15 protein-coding genes are annotated in these 18,828 nt (G+C 73.4%); 6 read left to right on the top strand and 9 right to left on the bottom strand.

Annotation, left to right across the window (positions count from 1 at the left end):
- Nucleotides 1–89: 89 nt before the first annotated feature.
- Nucleotides 90–491: a MerR family transcriptional regulator gene (locus tag HGB44_RS14210; protein ID WP_061078735.1), complete on the bottom strand. Its 402-nt coding sequence runs from the start codon at nt 489–491 to the stop codon at nt 90–92.
- Between the two features lie 50 nt (nt 492–541).
- On the opposite strand from HGB44_RS14210, the gene HGB44_RS14205 reads away from it, so the two are divergent.
- Nucleotides 542–1,474: an NAD(P)-dependent oxidoreductase gene (locus tag HGB44_RS14205; RefSeq protein WP_061078734.1), complete on the top strand. Its 933-nt coding sequence runs from the start codon at nt 542–544 to the stop codon at nt 1,472–1,474.
- A 64-nt stretch (nt 1,475–1,538) separates the two neighbouring features.
- Complete coding sequence (locus HGB44_RS14200) at nt 1,539–1,970, top strand: PPOX class F420-dependent oxidoreductase (protein WP_061078733.1); 432 nt, start codon at nt 1,539–1,541, stop codon at nt 1,968–1,970.
- 166 nt (nt 1,971–2,136) lie between these two features.
- Here the strand turns inward: HGB44_RS14200 and HGB44_RS14195 are convergent, their stop codons facing one another.
- The gene (locus HGB44_RS14195) at nt 2,137–7,620 is read right to left on the bottom strand and encodes an ATP-binding protein (protein WP_061078732.1); all 5,484 of its coding nucleotides are present in this window, start codon (nt 7,618–7,620) and stop codon (nt 2,137–2,139) included.
- A 505-nt stretch (nt 7,621–8,125) separates the two neighbouring features.
- Nucleotides 8,126–8,779 (bottom strand): pyridoxamine 5'-phosphate oxidase family protein, encoded by a 654-nt coding sequence (locus tag HGB44_RS14190; RefSeq protein WP_061078731.1) that lies wholly within the window; start codon nt 8,777–8,779, stop codon nt 8,126–8,128.
- Nucleotides 8,780–8,848: 69 nt separating this feature from the next.
- On the opposite strand from HGB44_RS14190, the gene pdxR reads away from it, so the two are divergent.
- Nucleotides 8,849–10,366 (top strand): MocR-like pyridoxine biosynthesis transcription factor PdxR, encoded by a 1,518-nt coding sequence (gene pdxR, locus HGB44_RS14185; RefSeq protein WP_061078730.1) that lies wholly within the window; start codon nt 8,849–8,851, stop codon nt 10,364–10,366.
- Nucleotides 10,367–10,469: 103 nt separating this feature from the next.
- Here the strand turns inward: pdxR and HGB44_RS14180 are convergent, their stop codons facing one another.
- The gene (locus HGB44_RS14180) at nt 10,470–10,772 is read right to left on the bottom strand and encodes a hypothetical protein (RefSeq protein WP_061078729.1); all 303 of its coding nucleotides are present in this window, start codon (nt 10,770–10,772) and stop codon (nt 10,470–10,472) included.
- The gene (locus HGB44_RS14175; RefSeq protein ID WP_061078728.1) at nt 10,772–11,143 is read right to left on the bottom strand and encodes a VOC family protein; all 372 of its coding nucleotides are present in this window, start codon (nt 11,141–11,143) and stop codon (nt 10,772–10,774) included. Before HGB44_RS14175 ends, HGB44_RS14180 begins: the two co-directional genes overlap by 1 nt.
- A 399-nt stretch (nt 11,144–11,542) precedes the next feature.
- Here HGB44_RS14175 and HGB44_RS14170 point away from each other — a divergent pair, with 399 nt between their 5' ends.
- The 3 genes from HGB44_RS14170 to HGB44_RS14160 all read left to right on the top strand — a co-directional run bounded on the left by HGB44_RS14170 (nt 11,543) and on the right by HGB44_RS14160 (nt 16,692).
- A complete protein-coding gene (locus HGB44_RS14170; RefSeq protein ID WP_061078727.1) occupies nt 11,543–12,946 on the top strand; it encodes a GntP family permease in 1,404 nt (467 codons plus the stop codon).
- Nucleotides 12,947–13,300: 354 nt separating this feature from the next.
- Nucleotides 13,301–14,098: a siderophore-interacting protein gene (locus tag HGB44_RS14165; protein WP_082768197.1), complete on the top strand. Its 798-nt coding sequence runs from the start codon at nt 13,301–13,303 to the stop codon at nt 14,096–14,098.
- A 197-nt stretch (nt 14,099–14,295) separates the two neighbouring features.
- Nucleotides 14,296–16,692 (top strand): ATP-binding cassette domain-containing protein, encoded by a 2,397-nt coding sequence (locus HGB44_RS14160; RefSeq protein WP_061078726.1) that lies wholly within the window; start codon nt 14,296–14,298, stop codon nt 16,690–16,692.
- Nucleotides 16,693–16,833: 141 nt separating this feature from the next.
- Here the strand turns inward: HGB44_RS14160 and HGB44_RS14155 are convergent, their stop codons facing one another.
- Genes HGB44_RS14155 through HGB44_RS14140 form a run of 4 tightly spaced genes read right to left on the bottom strand, consistent with a single transcriptional unit; the run spans nt 16,834 to nt 18,757 of the window.
- Nucleotides 16,834–17,211 carry a roadblock/LC7 domain-containing protein gene (locus HGB44_RS14155; protein WP_061078725.1) on the bottom strand — a complete coding sequence of 126 codons (378 nt, stop codon included), beginning with the start codon at nt 17,209–17,211 and terminating at the stop codon, nt 16,834–16,836.
- A complete protein-coding gene (locus tag HGB44_RS14150; protein ID WP_061078724.1) occupies nt 17,212–17,505 on the bottom strand; it encodes a hypothetical protein in 294 nt (97 codons plus the stop codon).
- The gene (locus HGB44_RS14145) at nt 17,502–18,401 is read right to left on the bottom strand and encodes a hypothetical protein (protein ID WP_061078723.1); all 900 of its coding nucleotides are present in this window, start codon (nt 18,399–18,401) and stop codon (nt 17,502–17,504) included. Before HGB44_RS14145 ends, HGB44_RS14150 begins: the two co-directional genes overlap by 4 nt.
- Complete coding sequence (locus HGB44_RS14140; RefSeq protein ID WP_231972237.1) at nt 18,398–18,757, bottom strand: hypothetical protein; 360 nt, start codon at nt 18,755–18,757, stop codon at nt 18,398–18,400. The genes HGB44_RS14145 and HGB44_RS14140 overlap by 4 nt, the downstream gene beginning before the upstream one ends.
- Nucleotides 18,758–18,828 lie beyond the last annotated feature (71 nt).

The following is an 18,828-nucleotide window of genomic DNA, read 5'->3' as shown; positions in this document are numbered from 1 at the left end:
AGCGGACGTGCGCGGGGCGCCCCGGAGCGCCGGGGCGGCCCCGGTTCCGCGGGCGGAGACGGTCCGCACCGCACGCCCCCTCGCGCACGTCACACCGGTGCCGGCTCCGGTTCGACGGCGTCGCACCCGTACCGCGAGACCCGCCGCTCGGTGGCCTCGATGTAGTCGCGCAGGGCCCCGCGGGAGCGGGTCAGCGTGTCGATGTGCTCGTCCAGCCCGCGCAGGCGCGTCCGCAGGGTGTCCAGCAGCTCGGGGCAGGGTTCGAAGTCGGGGGACGCGCCGACGGCGCAGGGCAGCAGGAAGGCGATCTCCTGGGTCGAGAGCCCGGCTTCGAGGAGCCTCCTGATCTGCGCCACGGTCAGGACGGCGTCGTCGGCGTACTCGCGGTAGCCGTTGGACCCGCGGGCGGGCTCCAACAGGCCCTGGGCCTCGTAGTAGCGCAGCTGGTGCGTGTGCACACCCGTCCGTCTGCTCAGCTCACCGATCAGCACGCCTGTTCCCCCTTGACCTTCATACCGGTGTGAACGTCGAGAATTCTGGCATGAGCAGCCACCCGCTCCACAAGGGGCGTACGAAGCACGACCACGACACCTCCCCCGTCCCCGTGACGGTCCTCGGCCTGGGCATGATGGGCCGGGCCCTGGCCAGCGCGTTCCTGCGCCAAGGGCACCCCACCACCGTGTGGAACCGCACCGCCGCCAAGGCCCGGGACCTCACCGCCCAGGGCGCGAGACCCGCCGCCTCGGTCGGCGAGGCCGTCGCGGCCAGCCCGGTCGTGGTCGTGTGCGTCTCCGACCACGAGGCCGTGCACGCGCTCCTGGACCCGTTGGACGGGGCCCTGGAGGGCCGGGTCCTGGTCAACCTCACCTCCAGCACCTCCGCGCAGGCCCGGCTGACCGCCGCGTGGGCGCGTCGCGGGGGCGCCGACTACCTCGACGGCGCCATCATGGCCGTCCCCGACGCCATCGGCACGGCGGAGGCCGTCATCGTCCACAGCGGATCACGGGAGGCCTTCGAGCGGCACGAACCGGCCCTGAGCAGCCTGACCGCGAACACCTCCTACCTCGGTGAGGACCCCGGTCTGGCCGCACTGCACGAGACCGCCGTGCTGAGCCTGATGTGGAGCGTCCTCAACGGTTTCCTCCAGGGCGCCGCACTGCTGGGCGCGGCGGGCGTGGACGCCTCGGCGTTCGCCCCCCTCGCCTCCAGGGGAATCGCGACCGTGGCCGACTGGCTGCCCGGCTACGCCGAACAGGTCGACGACGGCGCCTACCCGGTCCTGGACTCCACCATCGACACCCACCTGGCCACGATGGAGCACGTCGTCCACGAGAGCGAGGCCCTCGGCGTCAGCGCCGAACTGCCCAGGTTCGTCAGGGACCTGACCCGGCGGGCCGTGGCCGACGGACACGGCGGCGAAGGCTACGCGGCCATGATCGAGCTGTTCCGCGCCCCTTCGGGGATACGATCGTGACCGGCCGCACACGGCCCCGCACCACCGCGCACCGCACGCATCCGGCAAAGAGGGGATCCCGGACATGACCGCGACGACGTTCGACCCGCGCGCACTGCTCGCCCAGAGCAGGCTCGGCGTCCTGGCCACCATCAAGGCCGACGGCCGCCCGCAGCTCTCCCCAGTCCAGCCCTTCTACGACGCCGAGACCGACCTCCTCCACGTCTCCATGACCGAGGGCCGGGCCAAGACGGCGAACCTGCGCCGCGACCCGCGCGCCACGCTCCAGGTCACCAGCGCCGACGGCTGGGCGTGGGCCACCGCCGAGGGCGTGGCCACACTCACCGGCCCGGGCACCGACCCGCACGGCCCCGAGGTCGAGTCGCTGGTGGACTACTACCGCCTCGCCGCCGGGGAGCACCCCGACTGGGAGGAGTACCGGTCGGTCATGGTCTCCGACCGCAGGGTGCTCATGACCATGCCCGTCGACCACGTGTACGGCGAGAAGATCCGCTGACCGCACCGCCGGGAGGACCGCGCCGGGGGACGGCCGCACCGCCGTCCCCGGACGGCGGACCCGCGCACGACGACGGGGCGGGGCCGCGGCCTCCCGCCGCGACCCCGCCCCTCAGCCCGTCAGCCCGCGCGGCCGACCGCGGTCCACCCGCGGCCGGCCTCGACGCCTAGCGCTTCATGCCGTGCTCGATCGCCTCGATGATGCGCGGACGCATCTCGGCGGCGCTGATGATCGCGTCCACCGAACCCACCTCGACCGCGCGCTGGATGCTGTGCACCCGGTCGAACTCCGCGGCGACCTCGCCGAGCTTCTCCGCCCGCACCGAGGACTGCGTCTCGGCCAGCCGCGCGTTGAGCGCGGCCCGCTCGGCGCCGCTGGCCGCCGACACCTGCTCCTGGAGCCCGGTCACCCGCGGGTCGCTCGCGGTACGCGTGTTGACCTCACCGGCGAACACCACGGCCGCCGCCGGGGCCCCGCCCAGCACCGAGGCGAACGACCCCTCCAGCGCGAGCACCGTCATGTTCGGGTTGAGCGCCTTGGAGAACACCACGAACGCGCCGCCGTGGTACCGCGAGATCACGCAGAACACGATCGGGCCGTCGAAGTTGACGATCGCCCGCCCGATCTCGGCCCCGTACTCCAGCTGGAGTTTGCGCAGCGACTCCGGCGAGCCGTCGAACCCCGACAGGTTCGCCAGCACCACCAGCGGCCGGTTGCCCGACGCCGCGTTGATCGCCCGCGCCACCTTCTTGGACGAGCGCGGGAACAGCGTGCCCGCGGTGTAGGTGTCGGGGCCGTCGGTGGGCGGGAAGCCGTGCCGCGGCACCGACCGAGACTCGATCCCCACCAGGCACACCGGCCAGCCGCCGATGTGCACGTCCTGCACCGCCGCCGTGTCGGCGTCGGCCATGCCCGCCCAACGCTCCAGCACCGCGTGGTCCTGGTCCGAGAGCGCCCGCATCACCGTACGGATGTCGAACGGCTTCTTGCGGTCCGGGTTGTGCTCGGCGGAGAAGATCTCGCCGACGGTGGCGAAGTCGCTGCCCGCCACCGCGTGCGGGAACGGCGAGACGTCGCGGTCGACCGGGTCCAGGGTCCTGGCCCGGCGCGGCGCCTCCTCCCCCGGCACGACGTAGGTGTGGTCGTAGTGCGCCATGAGGATCTCGCGGGCCGAGGCCAGGTTCGGCGCCCAGTACTGCGCCTGCCCGTTGGGGCCCATCACCCGGTCGTAGCCGCCGATGCCGAAGTTGTCCTCGGCCGACACACCGCCGGAGAAGTCCAGCGACTGCTTGCCGGTGAGCACCATCGCCGAGTCCGGCGTCATCACCAGGACGCCCTTGGTGTGCATGAGCATCGTCGCCTCGGCGTTCCAGTACGGCTGGGCGCCGACGTTGATGCCCGCGACCACGACGTTGATCTCGCCGCCGTCCTGGGTGAACTCCACGATCCGCTTGAGCGCGGCCGCGACCCAGTCCATGTTCTCGGTGCCCGAGGACATCGAGATCCGCGCGCCCGCCGACAGCGCGAACCACTCCAGCGGCACCCGCATCGACTCGGCCAGGTCCAGCGCGGCGATCACCCGCGAGCACTCGGGCTCCGAGAGCGCGCCCAGCGCCTTGGTCGGGTCGCCCAGCAGCACCACGCGCGTGACCCCCTCGGGGTGGCGCACGGTCGGCGTGGTGACCACACCGGCCACGATCGCCGCGGAGTTGTGCCCGCGCGGCCGGTCCACCGGGACCAGCACACCGTTGTCGTCCAGGTCGTACTCGGTGAAACCGCCGCCCGGACCCGACAGCAGACCGGTCAGCTCGTAGGGGTAGACGGTCCCGCGGCGGGCCGCGCGCAGCACCTTCTGGCGGTAGTCGTCCAGCGGCAGCACCGGCTCGGTCGAGGGCTCCTCGACGTGGACCCGCGCGTCCTGGCCCTGGTCCAGGCTGATGCGCACCGCGACCTCGGTCAGCTCACCGGAGGACGTGCGCTGGCGGGCCAGGAACTGGACCTCCTCCAACCCCGCCCCGGCCGTGGTCGGCAGCAGCCGCTGGACCAGCGTCTCCAGCTCCTCGGGGGTCAGCTCGGTCGACGGCCACACGTACATCATGATGCGGTTGGTGTCGAAGCGCCGGTTGTGCGGGCGCTGGGCCTGGATGTTGCGGATCGCGTCCAGGCACCCGGTGACCGTGTCCTCCAGCGCGGGCAGCGCGATCAGGCGCCCGTCCGCCTCACGCAGCGGCGTCAGGTCGCGGACCTGGCCCATCGCGAAGAGGCGCTCGTCGGCCGGGTTGCTCTTGGCCACCGCCCGGAACAGGTAGATCTCCTCGTCGGCCGAGGGCAGCCGGGTGAGGTCGAACTCGCGCAGGCGCTGCAGCTGCAGGCGCCGGGCGATCTGCGGGTGCAGGCCGCGGATCAGCCGGTCCTCGGCGAAGCCCGCCCCCTCGGGCCGGAAGGTGAAGTGGTGGTGCATCACCGCGCCGCTGGTACCGGCGACGGTGGCGGTGACCCGGCGCACGCCCGCGGGCAGCGGGTTCTCGGCCAGGAGCCGCCCGAGCCGCACCGCCATCGCGTCGGCGTCGGGCTGGTCCTCCCAGGTGACGTAGAGGTCGGCCGCGAGTCCGTGCTCGGCGACGTCGGCGGCGAGCTCACCGACCGCGCCCACGGCGTCGGGCAGGGCCGCGATGTCGACGGCGGTCGTGACCAGGCGCGTCAGGCCGCCCGCGCCGTTGTGCTCGGCGGTGACGAACCGGCAGCCCCCGACCTCGCGGGCGGTGACCCGGGACAGTCCGCGGTTGCCGTAGTAGCGGCGGGTCAGCACCTCCAGCAGCGGGGCGTGGTCGCGCCCGGCCCGCCCCATGCGCTGGCCGACCAGCCGCACCAGCGGCTCGGCGCTGGCCACCATGGCCTGGATCCGCTCCGCCCGGTCCGGCGCGTCGGGGTTGCGGTCCAGGTGGCGCAGCTCGTCACGCACCGCGGCGTAGACCCGGGCCCGGTTGCGGCGCAGCAGCGGCTGGGCGAACCAGCGGAAGACCACACCGCGGGCCAGGTCCGACACCGCCGGGAAGCGCACCTGCGTGGCCTCCACCAGGTGCTCCAGGACGAGCCCGGCGCGCTCGCTGAGCGCCTCCGCGGGCGGCCCGCCCGCCAGCCAGCGGCGCAGCAGCTCCGACACGATCGCCAGCGCGGCGCCCGTGTTCTGCTGGGCCAGGAAGATCCGGAAGACCGCGGCCTCCAGCTCCGGCGTGCGGTCCAGATCGGTGACCCCGTAGTGGGCCAGGACCCGGGTGAGCTTGTCCCGGAAGCCCTCGCTGACCCCGGCGCGCTCCACGTCCAGGCTCTGCAGGTAGCTGTGGAAGAACTCGCGCGGGCTGTGCACCGAACTGCGCGGCTCGGTGTCCGGCTCCCCGCCCGGTTTGTTGCGGCTCAGCTCGCACAGGTCGGCGAAGACGGTGAACAGGTCCAGCTCGCCCTCGACCGGACGCCCGCCCAGCTCGGCGCGCGCGGCCAGGTAGTCGGCCAGCACCCGCCCGCGGTCGTGCGGGTCGGCGTCGAAGCCCAGCAGCAGGCCGCGCAGATCCTGGAGGCCGCGCTCCACGCGCTCGGCCGCGGAGGCCTCCACGGGCTCCTCGGGAAGCTCGATGGCGACGGCCTCCACGTCCGCCTCCGCCTCCTCGGCCCCCTCGTCGGACAGCGGCTCCAACCGCATCAGCGGCGCACCGGTCTCGACCTGGCTGCCCACCGACACCGGGCACTCGCGCACCCGGGCACGGAACGGCGCGCGCAGCACCGTCTCCATCTTCATGCTCTCCAGCACCAGGACGGGCGCGCCGGACTCGACCTCGTCGCCAACCGCCAACGGCGTCGCCACCACCAGGGCGGGCGCCGGGGAGCGGACCACACCGCCCTCGTCGCGGCTGATCCGGTGCGTGACGCCGTCGACCTCGACCAGGTGCACCGGCCCGTGCGTGGCCGACACCAGCCGGAACCGGCGGCCGTTGACCACGATCTGGCCGCTGTGCGCGTCGAAGCGCTCGACCTCCACGTCCGCCGGGTGCACGTCGCCGCCGCCGGAGACGCCGACGCGGAACCGCCGGTGCCCGACCCGGGCCACGCTCACCCGGTAGCCCACGCCGCGCAGCTTCAGGTCCAGCGGACGGCCGCTCTCGTGCTGCACCTGCGGGCGGCCGCCGTGCGCGGTGGACAGCAGCCGCTGGCGGCTGACCTCCTCCTCGTCCTGGTAGGCCTCGATCGCGGCCGCGGCCAGGGCGACAGCGGAGTGGCGGTGGCTGACCAGGCGCCCCTGGGCACGCACGCGGTCGATCCAGCCGGTGTCGGCGCTGGCGTCGATCACCTCGGGCTGGTCGAGCAGGTCGAGCACGAAGCTCTTGTTGGTCGCGCCGCCCTCGATGATCACCGTGGTCTCGGCCATCGCGCGGCGCAGCCTGCCCAGCGCCTGCTCGCGGTCGCGGCCGTAGGCGATGACCTTCGCGATCATCGAGTCGAAGTCGGCCGGGATGGTGTTGCCCTCGCGCACGCCGGTGTCCACGCGCACGCCGGGCCCGGTGGGCAGGACCAGGCGCGCGATGCGGCCCGGGGCGGGCGCGAAGTCGCGGTCGGGGTCCTCGGCGTTGAGCCGGGCCTCGACGGCGTGGCCGGACTCGACCGGCTGGGGGCCCTCCAGCTTTCCGCCGCTGGCCACGTGCAGCTGGAGCCGGACCAGGTCGGTGCCGGTGGTGAGCTCGGTGATCGGGTGCTCGACCTGGAGGCGGGTGTTGACCTCCAAGAACGCGAACAGCTTCTCACCGGGGTGGTACAGGAACTCGACGGTGCCCGCGCCGCGGTAGTCCACCGCCAGCGCCAGCCGCTCGGCCGACGCCTTGAGCTGCGCGGTCTGCTCCGCGTCCAGGACCGGGGAGGCCGACTCCTCGATGATCTTCTGGTTGCGCCGCTGCACCGAGCAGTCGCGCACGCCCAGCGCCCACGCCGTGCCCTGCCCGTCGGCGATGATCTGGACCTCGACGTGCCGGGCGCCGGTGACCAGGCGCTCCAGGAAGACCACGCCGGAGCCGAAGGCGCGCAGCGCCTCCTGGCTGGTGCGCTCGTAGGCCTCGGCCAGGTCCTCGCCCGAGGCGACCATGCGGATGCCGCGCCCGCCGCCGCCGGCGGTGGCCTTGAGCATCAGCGGGTAGCCGATCTCGTCACCGGCGCGCAGCGCCTCCTCCAGGGTGGCGACCTCGCCGCGGCTCCACGGCGCGACCGGGACGCCGACCTCCTCGGCGATCAGCTTGGCGCCGATCTTGTCGCCGAGCTTGCGCATGGCCTCGGCGCTGGGCCCGACGAAGGTGACGCCGATCCTCTCGCACAGGTCGGCGAAGGCCGGGTCCTCGGCGACGAAGCCCCAGCCCACCCACGCGGCGTCGGCCCTGGTCTGGACCAGCGCGCGCTCCAGGACGGCGTGGTCGAGGTAGGGGCGGGCCGAGGCGGGACCCAGCGAGTAGGCGACGTCGGCCTCGCGGACGAAGGTCGCGTCGCGGTCGGCGTCGGTGTGGAGGGCCACCGTCTCGATCCGCACGCCGGTTTCCGCTGAGAGGTCCCGGACAGCGTGGATGAGCCGCATCGCGGCCTCTCCACGGTTGACGATGGCGACACGACTGAACACCGGTTGAGCCTCCCAAGTACCCACGCGCAGAAGGCGACGTCCGGGTCTCGGAGCGTCGCCTGCACCTACCCTTTCTACCCTGGTCGATTACCGCCGGGTACACCAATGGCCCGAACCACGCATAGCGAAGCCGATGCGTTGTGGGAACCCCACAAAAAACGCCCGGCCATGCCGCCCGCCCCCTGTTTCACGCGAGGTTCGCCACACCGGACGGCCGCCTCCCGCGGCGGCGGTGACCAGGACGGTGTCCGGTCGGAGAACGCGCCGCAATAAAGGACTATTGGCCTATCCAATAGACCAAAGAATGTCCGCTCGCACGACCGCCGCGGTTTTCCCGGACGCCGTTTCCCTCCGGCGCGGGCGACGCCGCGGACCGCGGGCGACACCCGGGCGGCAGGACCCTGGCGTCGGACGGGACCCCGGGCGGCGCGCGAGGCCCAGACGACGGGCGCAACCGCGACCTCCCCGCCCGCCACACGAGCGGCCCTCCCCGCGACGGCCGCCCTCAGAACAGCGACGACGGGAACAGCGACCGCCCCGACACACTGGCCGGAACCTCCAGCCCCGGAGCCAGCCCCGGATCCGGCTCCGGCGCCCCGAACACCTGCCGCACCGGCAGCACACCCGCCCACACCGGCAGGGCCAGGTCCTCCTCGTCATCCGTCGGCGGACCCGTGCGCACCTTCACCGACGCCTCCTCCAGCGACAGCGCCAGCACGCGCGTGGCCGCCAGCTCCTTCGCCGTCGGCTCCCGGGCCTCCTCCCACCGCCCCGGAACCAACTGCTCGGTCAGCGCGCGCAACCCCTCCAGCCGCTCCCGCTCGTCCTCGACCACCCGGGGCACTCCGTAGACCATCGCGGAGCGGTGGTTGACCGAGTGGTGGAACAGCGACCTGGCCAGCACCAGACCGTCCAGCAGGGTCACGGTCACGCACACCTCCCCGCCCGCGCGCAGCGACCGCGCCCCGGTCGAACCGTGCAGGTACAGGGTGTCGCCCACCCGCCCGTAGGCGGTGGGCACCACCATGGGCGCGCCGTCGACCACCACCCCCAGGTGGCACACCACCCCTTCGTCCAGGAGGTCGTACAGGTCAGCCCGGTCGGACCGGGCCTTGTGCTTGTTGCGGCGCAACCGGGTGCGTTCTGTCGTGGAGAGCATGGCATTTAGCCTAGAAAGCAAGTGGACCCTCCGACCATGGCCACTTCTGCCCGAAAACGAAGGACCACTGTGCCCCGCCGCCTGGCCGAACCGACCCTCCACCTCGACCGCTCCGCCGCCCGACCCCTCACGGTGCAGCTGTCCGACACACTGCGCGAGGCCATGTCCGGCGGGACGCTCGCCCCCGGGGAGCGCCTGCCCTCCAGCCGCGCGCTGGCCACGCAGCTGGGCGTGAGCAGGACCGTGGTCACCGAGGCCTACCAGCAGCTCTACGCCGAGGGCTGGCTGGAGGGACGCCACGGCTCGGGCACGTTCGTCGCCCAGGACGGCTCACCGCCCACCACCAGCGGACCCCCCGCTCCCGCCGCCGACGGACACGCCCCCTGCGGGAACGACGACGCCAGCGGGCACGGCCCCCTGTCCGCCACCGCAGCCCCCGCCGCGCGAACGACCTCCCCGCGCACCTCCCGGGAACAGGCCCGCCACCAGGGCATGATCGACCTGCGCCCCGGCGCGCCCTGGGTCCGCGACCACGACCGCGCCGCCTGGCGCCGGGCATGGCGGCACGCGGCCGAACACCCCCTCGACGACGACCCCGACCCCCGCGGCCTGCCCCGGCTGCGCGCGCTCCTGGCCGACCACCTGCGCCGCACCCGCGCAGTACGCATCGGACCCGAGAACGTCATGGTCACCCGCGGCACCGGCAACGGCCTGGACCTGGTCGGAGCCGCCCTGCTCGGCGCGGGCACCCGAGCGGGCGTGGAGGAGCCCGGCTACCAGAAGGCCCGTACCATCCTGGCCGCCCGCGGAGCCCACGTGCTCCCCTGCCCCGTCGACCACGAAGGCATCCTCACCGAACACCTGCCCGAGGACCTGTCCCTCGTCCACACCACACCCGCCCACCAGTACCCCCTCGGCGGACGGCTGCCCATCCCGCGCCGCGAACGCCTCCTGGCCTGGGCCCGCCAGAACGCGGCGATGGTCGTGGAGGACGACTACGACGCCGAGTTCCGCTACGACGTGGCGCCCCTGCCCGCCCTCTACGGCCTGGACCCCGACCGCGTCATCCTGCTCGGCACCCTCTCCAAGACCCTCTCACCCGACCTGGGCATCGGCTGGATCGTCGCCGAACCCCCGCTGCTGGAACGCCTGGCCACCGTCCGCCACGACCTGTCGGACCGCACCAGCGTCCCGGTCCAGGCCGCGACCGCCCTGCTGCTGGAACGCGGCGACCTCGACCGGCACCTGCGCCGCATGCGCCTGGAGTACGCCCGCCGCCGCGGGCTGCTGATCGACCTCCTCGCCACGCGCCCCGTCGGGGACACCGCGGGCCTGCACGTCCTGCTCCCGCTGCCCGCCCGCGCGGTCGCCCCCGTCGTCGCCGAGGCCGCCGAACGGGGCGTCCTGGTCGACGACACCTCACGGGCCAGCCACGGCGCCCCGACCGTACACGGGCTGGTCCTCGGCTACGGGTCCGCGCACCCCGCCGACCTGCGCCGCGCCTGCGCGGTCCTCAACGAGGCCGTCGCCCGTCACACCGGGCGCGAAGGGGCGCCCGACCGTGAAGAGGCGCCCGGCCCCTCCTGAGCCGGGCGGCGGAAGGGCATGGGGCGGACCCGAGCACGGGACGGGCCCGCACGACCGCGACGGCGGAGGAACGCGAGGGGAGCGGGTGACCGGCCGCGGCCGGTCACAGCTCCAGCGCGGTCTGTCCGGGCACCTGCCGCTGGCGCTCCTGACCGCTCTGGGCCAGGCACCGGCGGCAGGTCACCGGCCCGGCGGAGGCGCGCAGGCGCAGCGGGTCGACGGAGGCGTGGCAGGCCACGGCCGGAACCGGCACCCCCGCCCACATGTGCGTGCTGAGCGCGTGCACGACCAGGCCGCCTCCGATCCGCACCCCGCTCGCGCCCGCCAACTCCTCCCGACGGCGGCGCAGGGTCGCGGCCAGGTGCTCCACGGCGTGGTCGCCCACCTCGGGCGCCTGCCCGCCCATCAGGCCTCTGCCCAAACGCCCAGTTCGTTGCCGCTGGGGTCGGTGAAGTGGAAGCGGCGCCCGCCGGGGAAGGCGTAGGGGCCCCGCACCACACGGCCGCCCGCAGCCTCCACGTCCTTGACGGAGCGGTCCAGGTCGGCCGAGTACAGCAGGACGAAGGGGCCGCCCGCGCGCGTCTCCTCGCCCAGCGCGAGGCCGCCCACCTCGGGGGCGTCCGGCCCCCCGGGGTTCTGGATGCCCGCGTAGCCGGGGCCGTAGTCGTTGAAGCGCCACCCGAACGCCTCGGAGTAGAAGCGCCGCGCCCGGTCCAGGTCGGTGACCGTGAGCTCCAGGTAGTCGATGGCGTGGTGTCGGTGTTCTGACTGTGTCATACGCCGATTCTCCGGGACGGCGAGGACAGTCCCGTCCCGCGGCCTGCCGGAGCACGTCGCCCTGGGCACCCGGGCGCGTTCGGGCCCGGACGGCTCCCGCGCCCGGCGCGGGCCGCTGCCGGGTCCGCGGAACCGGCGCCGCAAGGGGACCGACCACCGCGCGCTCCCGACATCTCTTTGACTCCCCGTAACCCCGCGGTAACTTTACGACCAAAAAGTCGCATGTGAACACAAGCTAGCTCCGCGCCCCACTTCTCCCTAGAGTCCCCCGGGACCCGGGCCGACCGTTCCTCCAGGACGTACCGGACCCGTGCCCGGAACCGGAACGAAGACCAAGGGGTGAGACAACATGCTCGCGACAGGCGCGTGGACGGTCCTCGAGGGTCGGGGGGAGTCGACATGACCGCCACCGAACCCGCCATGGGCGTGGGCGCCCTCCTCGGAATCGCGGCGGTCGCGGTGCTGTGCCTGCTGCTGCTCATCATGCGGCTGAAGGCGCACCCGATCATCGCCCTGGTACTGGTGAGCCTGGGAACGGCCTTCGCCACCGGCATCGAACCCCACGAAGTACTGGACGTGCTCACCGAGGGCTTCGCCTCGACCCTGGGCGAGGTGGGCCTCCTGCTGGCCTTCGGGGTGATGTTCGCCCGTCTGGTCGAGGTCAGCGGCGGCGCCGAGGCCCTCTCCGGCGCGCTCATCCGGCGCCTGGGTGAGAAACGCGCACCGCTGGCCCTGGGCATCGCCTCGCTGATGTTCGGCTTCCCGATCTTCTTCGACGCCGCCTTCATGGTGATGCTGCCGATCATCATGGCCGTGGCGCGCAGACTGGGCGGCGGCGTGCTCGTCTACACACTGCCCGCCGCGGCCGCGCTCTCGACCATGCACGTGCTGCTGCCACCGCACCCCGGCGCGGTCGCGGCCACCGTGCTGCTCGGCGCGGACGTGGGCGTGGTGGTCCTGGTCGGCCTCGTCGTGGCGGTGCCCACCTGGTACCTGAGCGGCTACCTGTACGGCGTGTGGATCGGACGCCGCATCGTGCTGCCCATACCCGAGCTGGCCATGGGCGGTCCGCGCCGCGAGGAAGGAGCGGACGAAGAGCAGGGACCGGCCGAACCCCCCAGGGTCTCCACCCTGATGCTCCTGCTCGCCCTGCCCCTGGTGCTGATCTTCCTCAACACCGGGGTGAGCACCGCCGCCGACCTCGGCGCCGTCGACGGCGAGGCCACCTGGGTTGCGCTCGTCCAGCTCATGGGGGCCACCCCCATCGCGCTTCTGGTGACCGTCCTGGTGTCGGTGTGGGCTCTGGGTACACGCCGCGGCCAGAGCCTGAGCCTGGTCGAGGACATGCTCGACAACGCGCTCAAGCCCATCGCGCCCGTGCTGCTCATCACCGGGGCCGGGGGCATGTTCGGCGCGGTGCTGCTGGCCAGCGGTATCGGCGACGCCCTGGCCGGGGTGCTGGCCGACACCGGGCTTCCGCTGGTGCTGGCCGTGTTCATCGTCGCGGCGGTCATCCGCGTGGCGCTGGGCACCGCCACCGTCGCCATCACCACCGCGGCCGGTCTGCTGGGAGCCTCGGTCGTGGCGGCTGACCTCAACGCGCTCCAGGCGGCAGCCGTGGTCATCGTCCTGGCGGGCGGCTCCTCGGTGCTCTCCCATGTCAACGACGCCAGCTTCTGGCTCATCGGTCGGCTGCTCGGCATGAGCGTGAGCCAGACGTTCAAGACCTGGACCGTGATCAAGACGCTCATCGGCACCATCGCGGCCCTGTTCGCGTCCGTCATCTACCTCCTGGCCTCCTGAATCCCTTCGCTGGCCCGGCCGGACACCCGTCGCACGGGTGTCCGGCCCCGTTGGTGTCGGGTCGTGCCGGAGTCCTTCCGTGAGCGGGAAGAACATAAGCCCTACTTTTACGACGTAGATTCAGAAATAGGACACAAGGGGTGTACTGGCTCCTTCTCCCAGTCCGACACCGGGAAGACCCGCACGCACCGGCGGACCGAGCGGCCCGGACAGCCGTGGACTCCCGGCGAACGCCCGCCCCGTACCCGCGCGGGCGGACCACGGCCCTCCTGCCGACGGCCCAGGCCGGGCAAGGTTCGGCTAACCTCACCTGAAGGCGGTCCGCCCCCGTGCCCCGTACAAGGAAGAGGTCCCGTGCGCGTCGAACAGCCCGGCCACCGCGCCATGATCCGCACCCGCGTGGTGCGGACCGAGCGCCTGAGCAAGCACTTCGTCACGGTGACCCTGGGCGGCGCCGGGCTGGCCGACTTCGCCTTCCTCGGCCGGGACCAGTTCGTGCGCCTGTTCCTTCCCCGCGCGGGCCAGGACCGGCTGCACATGCCCGCCGACGCCGGCAAGCGATGGTTCGAGCAGCTCCGCGCCATGCCGCCGAGCAGCCAGCCGCACGTGCGCAGCTACTCGGTGCGCCGCTTCGACCCCGAGGCGCTGGAGATGGACATCGAGTTCGTGGACCACGGCGACGCCGGTCCGGCCTCGGCCTGGGCCTGCTCCGCCGTTCCCGGCGACGAGGCGGGCATGCTCGCGGACGGCGTGTACTACCTGCCTCCGCAGGAGGCCGACTGGCACCTGCTCGTCGGCGACGAGAGCGCCGTGCCCGCCCTGCTCTCCATCCTCGAACAGGCCCCCGCCCACCTGCGAGGACAGGCCTACCTCGAAGTACCCAGCCCCGACGACGTCCGCCCCGTGGCCGCCCCACCCGGCGTAGAGGTCCACTGGCTGCCGCGCACCGACCCCCACGCCGTCCCCGGACGACTCGCCCTGGAGACCGTACGCACCACCGCCCTCCCCCAAGGCCGCCCCTACTGCTTCGTCGCCGGAGAGAACACCCTGCCCACCGAACTCCGCCGCACCCTCGTCCGCCGACACGGCGTCCCCAAGGACGACATCGCCTTCATCGGCTACTGGCGCCACGGCCGCGCCGCCATGGACTAGGCGCTCCGGGCCGTCCTGTCGGCGACGGGACGTCCGGTCAGGAATCGAGAAGCGCCGCCCCCGCTCCCCCGTCTAGCGTTGTCACCACGGACCCCACCGTTCACTCGGGCTGACATGCGACCACCGTCGCCCGGCGTCGGTGGGGCCGGTCCAGACGACGCCGACGCAGAGGCCTCGCCCGACCGAGGGAGATCACGATGAACACGGCCACCAGGGCGGACACGGGGGCGCCCGAACCGCACGCCGCCGACAGCCACGACCTGATCCGCGTGTACGGTGCACGCGAGAACAACCTCGGGGACGTCAGCGTCGAGATCCCCAAACGACGGCTGACGGTGTTCACCGGCGTCTCCGGCTCGGGCAAGAGCTCCCTGGTGTTCAACACGATCGCCGCGGAGTCGCAGCGGATGATCAACGAGACCTACAGCGCCTTCGTGCAGGGCCTCATGCCGACGACGGCCAGACCCGACGTCGACGTCCTCGACGGGCTGACCACGGCGATCATCATCGACCAGGAGCGGATGGGCGCCAACATCCGCTCCACGGTGGGCACCGCCACCGACGCCAACTCGCTGCTGCGCATCCTCTTCAGCCGCCTCGGGAAACCGTACGTCGGCTCGCCCAACGCGTTCGCGTTCAACGTCGCCTCGGTCCAGGCGAGCGGCGCCATCAAGGTCGGCACCGGCAAGGCCGTGAAGCAGACCTTCACCCGCACCGGCGGCATGTGCACGCACTGCGAGGGACGGGGCACGGTCTCCGACATCGACCTCACCCAGCTCTACGACGACTCCAAGTCGATCGCCGAGGGCGCGTTCACCATCCCCGGCTGGAAGTCGGACAGCTTCTGGACGGTGCGGGTCTACGCCGAGTCGGGTTTCGTGGACCCCCACAAGCCGATCCGCGACTACACCGAGGGGGAACTCGCCGACTTCCTCCACAAGGAACCGGTCAAGGTGAAGATCGAGGGCGTCAACCTCACCTACGAGGGACTGATCCCCAAGATCAGGAAGTCGTTCCTGTCCAAGGACCGCGAGGCGATGCAGCCGCACATCCGGGAGTTCGTGGACCGGGCGGTCACCTTCACCTCCTGCCCCGAGTGCGGGGGCACCCGCCTGAGCGAGGCGGCCCGGTCGTCCAAGATCCGCGGGATCAGCATCGCCGACGCGTGCGCGATGCAGATCAGCGACCTGGCCGCCTGGGTCCGCGACCTCGACGAAACGGCGGTGGGGCCGCTGCTGGCGAAGCTGGAGCACACGCTCGACTCGTTCGTGGAGATCGGGCTGGGCTACCTCTCGCTCGACCGGTCCTCCGGCACCCTCTCCGGCGGCGAGGCGCAGCGCACCAAGATGATCCGCCACCTGGGCTCCTCGCTCACCGACGTCACCTACGTCTTCGACGAGCCCACCGTCGGACTGCACCCGCACGACATCGAGCGGATGAACCACCTGCTGCTGCGGCTGCGCGACAAGGGCAACACCGTGCTCGTCGTGGAGCACAAGCCGGAGACCATCGCGATCGCCGACCACGTGATCGACCTCGGCCCCGGAGCCGGTGACGACGGCGGCCGGATCGTGTTCGAGGGCGGCGTCGAGGGGCTGCGCGCCAGCGGCACCCTCACCGGCCGCCACCTCGACGACCGGGCCCGGCTCAAGCCGAGGGTGCGCACGCCCCGCGGCGCCCTGGAGATCCGAGGCGCCGACGCCAACAACCTGCGCGACGTCGACGTGGACGTGCCGCTGGGCGTGCTGTGCGTGGTGACCGGCGTGGCGGGCAGCGGGAAGAGTTCGCTGGTCCACGGGTCGCTCCCCGCGGGCGCGGGCGTGGTGTCGGTGGACCAGAGCGCGATCCGCGGCTCGCGGCGCAGCAACCCGGCCACCTACACCGGGCTGCTCGACCCGGTCCGCAAGGCCTTCGCCAAGGCCAACGGCGTGAAACCGGCCCTGTTCAGCGCCAACTCCGAGGGCGCCTGCCCGGCCTGCAACGGCGCCGGGGTGCTCTACACCGACCTGGCCATGATGGACGCGGTCGCCTCGCCGTGCGAGGAGTGCGACGGCAGGAGGTTCCAGCCGCAGGTGCTGGAGTACCGCCTGGGCGGTCCGGACAACGCCAGGGACATCAGCGAGGTGCTCGCGATGTCGGTGGCCGAGGCGCACGCGTTCTTCGACGGCGAGGGGGCGAAGGTGCCCGCGGCCGCGAGGATCCTGCGGCGGTTGGAGGACGTCGGCCTCGGCTACCTCAGGGTCGGCCAGCCGCTGACCACCCTGTCCGGCGGCGAGCGGCAGCGGCTCAAGCTGGCCGTCCACATGGCCGAGGAGGGCGGCGTCTACGTCCTGGACGAGCCGACCAGCGGCCTGCACCTGGCCGACGTCGAGCAGCTGCTCGGCCTGCTCGACCGGCTCGTCGACTCCGGGAAGTCGGTCGTGGTCGTCGAGCACCACCAGGCGGTCATGGCGCACGCCGACTGGATCATCGACCTCGGCCCCGGGGCGGGCCACGACGGCGGCCGGGTCGTGTTCGAGGGCACGCCCGCCGACCTCGTCGCCGCCCGCTCCACCCTCACCGGCGAGCACCTCGCGGCCTACGTCGGCGCCTGACCGGCCCCGCGGAGCCGACGGCCCCGGCCGGCCCCCTGGCCGTCCGGCCGGCCGCGGCTCCGCACCGGGGCGGGGAGGCGACCGGCCCGCTGCCCCTCGGACGGCGATCCGAACCCGGCGAGGCCCTCTGCCTTCGGGGCCTCAACCCGCGGCGGTGACCTCCAGCAGCGAGCCCACGCGCTCCACCGTCAGCCGGGACTCGCGGCGCAGGGCCGCGGTGTCCGTTCCCTCGTCGCCCAGCACGACGAGCAGGGCCTCCATCCCGACCGCGTAGACGACCGCGTAGCCGCCCTGGCAGCGGGTGACGACCTCGCGCAGGGGCCCCAGTCCCGTCTCGTCACCGGTGCGCTTGCCCAGGCCCAGGGAGGCGGCGGCGAGCGCGGCCAGCGCGTGGGGGCGGCCGCCCTGGATGTCGGAGGCCACCAGCATGCCGTCGGAGGCGGCCACCGCGCTGTCGGTCACGCCGACGACGCGCTCGCGCAGCCGTGCCAGCTCCTCGGCGATCTGCCCCTGAACCATCTAATCGCTCCCGTGCTCGTCGGTCGTCCGCGGTGCGCGGCCGGTGTGGGCGTCCAGGTCCTGTAGCGCGCGGCGCACCCTCTCCAGGGGCGCCGCGGCGCGCTGCGCACGGCGCAGGGCGGCGAGCGGCCCCGGCTCGGGCTCCTTGGGGCCGAGCAGGCCCGGCCTGGGGCGCGGGCCCCGGGGCACCGGGGAGGGGGTGCGCTTGGGGAGGGCGGTCAGGCCGCCCTCCCCGTGTCCCCCGGCGGGGGATTCGCCGCCGCGGGCCGGCCAGGGGCGTCCGGTCGTGCTCATCCGGCCTTCCCCCCCTCGCCCGCTCCGGCCGCCCCGTGGCCGGCCTCCAGCGAGCGCAGGCGTTCGCGCACGCTCCCGGGGACGGGGACCGACGAGGCCCGCGGCGCGGGGCGCACGGCGTTGGAACCCGGGCGCCGCTTGGCCAGCGCGGACGGTCCCTCGTCCCGGACCGGGCGTTCGGGGGTGCGGCGGGTGAGGCCGTCCGCACCGTCGGGGGCGGCGGCCTCCAGCAGTCCGCGTTCGGTGAGGCGGGCGACGTCGGCCATGACCCCGGTCAGCCCCCGGCCCAGGACGAAGGCCAGGTCCCGGGGGGTGCGGCGGCCGTTGGCCTGGGTGAGCAGGAGCCGGTAGGCGGAGGGGAGGGAGTCGCGTACCGGACCGGCGGGCACCGGGCGGCGGCGGGCCAGTTCCGCGGGCGCGCCCCACCTGTCCGAGAGGAAGGCCAGGCGGCGCCCGGCCTCGCCCAGCACCTCCCGCGGGTCCAGGCCGCGCTCCAGGCCCAGCAGCGGCGGCGCGGCGTCGGCGATCACGGCCTCCACCCGGATCCCGGGCGACAGGCACAGCGCCAGGGCGCCGTCCGCCAGGGCCGTGGCGCACGCGAGTTCGAGTACCGCGGCCGGGACCGCGCCGCGGCTCAGCAGTTCCCGGGCCAGGCTGTCGGTGTGGGCGGCGGCCTCGTAGGCGTCGGCCCAGACCCCGGCGGGGACAGTGCCGGACCTGACCAGGAGGGTCTCGGGTGTGGGCGCGGCCGGTGTGGTGACGGCGGTGACGCGCCCGGCGCTCAGGTGGACCAGGGCCTCGGGCGGTCCGGTCAGGCGCAGGGCTCCGGTGAGTTCCTCGTCGCGGGCGCGGAGCAGCGCCTCGGCCAGGGCCCGCGGGGGCGCGGAGGCGCTCATGCGAGCAGCGCCGCGGTGTGCTCGTCGGCCTGGTAGCGGACCAGCGCGAGGTTGGTCCGCGCGCGGTCGAAGACCAGGACGAGCAGGAGCTCGTCCGCACCCGGGGAGGGCACGGTGCGGGTCAGCACGTGGTGGCCGTCGGTGGTGACCACGCTCTCCTGGACCGCCGGTTCGCGGGAGGCGAGGGCCAGATCGAGGGCCAGGTGGTGGGAGTCCGCCACGTGCTCGGGGTCGGGCAGCGCCGACGCCGCCCCCGATCGCGCGTGCGCCTGGCCCGTCGCGCGGTCCACGAGCATCGCGGCCACGACCCCGTCACAGCTCAGGTAACGCTCCGTGGATACAGCTGTGCTCGACACGTGCCCCCCGGTGTCCGATTGCCTCCAAAAGACATTTAACAGTCAAAGCAGAGCAAAGAGAACACACTGTG

Origin of the sequence: Nocardiopsis alborubida, assembly GCF_012396365.1 — a bacterium.
Taxonomy (GTDB): Bacteria; Actinomycetota; Actinomycetes; order Streptosporangiales; family Streptosporangiaceae; genus Nocardiopsis; species Nocardiopsis alborubida.
This window is presented reverse-complemented; position numbering and strand designations above follow the sequence as displayed.

What these genes read in the sequence shown, in the direction of transcription:
- HGB44_RS14205 (WP_061078734.1), top strand. Translation starts at nt 542, where the DNA reads ATGAGCAGCCACCCGCTCCACAAGGGGCGTACGAAGCACGACCACGAC.
- HGB44_RS14200 (WP_061078733.1), top strand. Translation starts at nt 1,539, where the DNA reads ATGACCGCGACGACGTTCGACCCGCGCGCACTGCTCGCCCAGAGCAGG.
- HGB44_RS14190 (WP_061078731.1), bottom strand. Translation starts at nt 8,779, where the DNA reads ATGCTCTCCACGACAGAACGCACCCGGTTGCGCCGCAACAAGCACAAG.
- HGB44_RS14180 (WP_061078729.1), bottom strand. Translation starts at nt 10,772, where the DNA reads ATGGGCGGGCAGGCGCCCGAGGTGGGCGACCACGCCGTGGAGCACCTG.
- HGB44_RS14175 (WP_061078728.1), bottom strand. Translation starts at nt 11,143, where the DNA reads ATGACACAGTCAGAACACCGACACCACGCCATCGACTACCTGGAGCTC.
- HGB44_RS14170 (WP_061078727.1), top strand. Translation starts at nt 11,543, where the DNA reads ATGACCGCCACCGAACCCGCCATGGGCGTGGGCGCCCTCCTCGGAATC.
- HGB44_RS14160 (WP_061078726.1), top strand. Translation starts at nt 14,296, where the DNA reads ATGAACACGGCCACCAGGGCGGACACGGGGGCGCCCGAACCGCACGCC.
- HGB44_RS14155 (WP_061078725.1), bottom strand. Translation starts at nt 17,211, where the DNA reads ATGGTTCAGGGGCAGATCGCCGAGGAGCTGGCACGGCTGCGCGAGCGC.
- HGB44_RS14150 (WP_061078724.1), bottom strand. Translation starts at nt 17,505, where the DNA reads ATGAGCACGACCGGACGCCCCTGGCCGGCCCGCGGCGGCGAATCCCCC.
- HGB44_RS14145 (WP_061078723.1), bottom strand. Translation starts at nt 18,401, where the DNA reads ATGAGCGCCTCCGCGCCCCCGCGGGCCCTGGCCGAGGCGCTGCTCCGC.